Here is a 366-nt window from a genome sequence, read left to right as displayed (position 1 = left end):
GGCTGGGAGCTGCTCAAAATCCGTGAGGCCGCCTCACCGAACGTGTGGCGGCTGGCGATGGCCGCGCTGCAGATCGGTCTTCGAGAAAACAAGTTGATTGAGATCCATGAAGAGTGGCTGATGCAGCGGGGAGACGGCTGGTGGGTGGTTCCCTCGCCAGGCCNNAGACAAAAATCAAAGGGGTGCCTAAAATGGTTCCTCTCAACAGTCTGGCCTACGAGGCGTTGTTCGGAAAAACTCCAAGAATCGGCGGTCGATTTTTCCATCACTGGAAAGACGGGAATTCTTTCAAACATACCTGGATGCGAACCTGTGAGCGGGCAGGGGTGCATGATCTGCACTTCCACGATCTTCGCCATACCTTCA

Origin of the sequence: Nitrospira sp. SG-bin1 (genome assembly GCA_002083365.1) — a bacterium.
Lineage (GTDB): Bacteria > Nitrospirota > Nitrospiria > Nitrospirales > Nitrospiraceae > Nitrospira_D.
Note: the sequence above shows the minus strand (reverse complement) of the source record.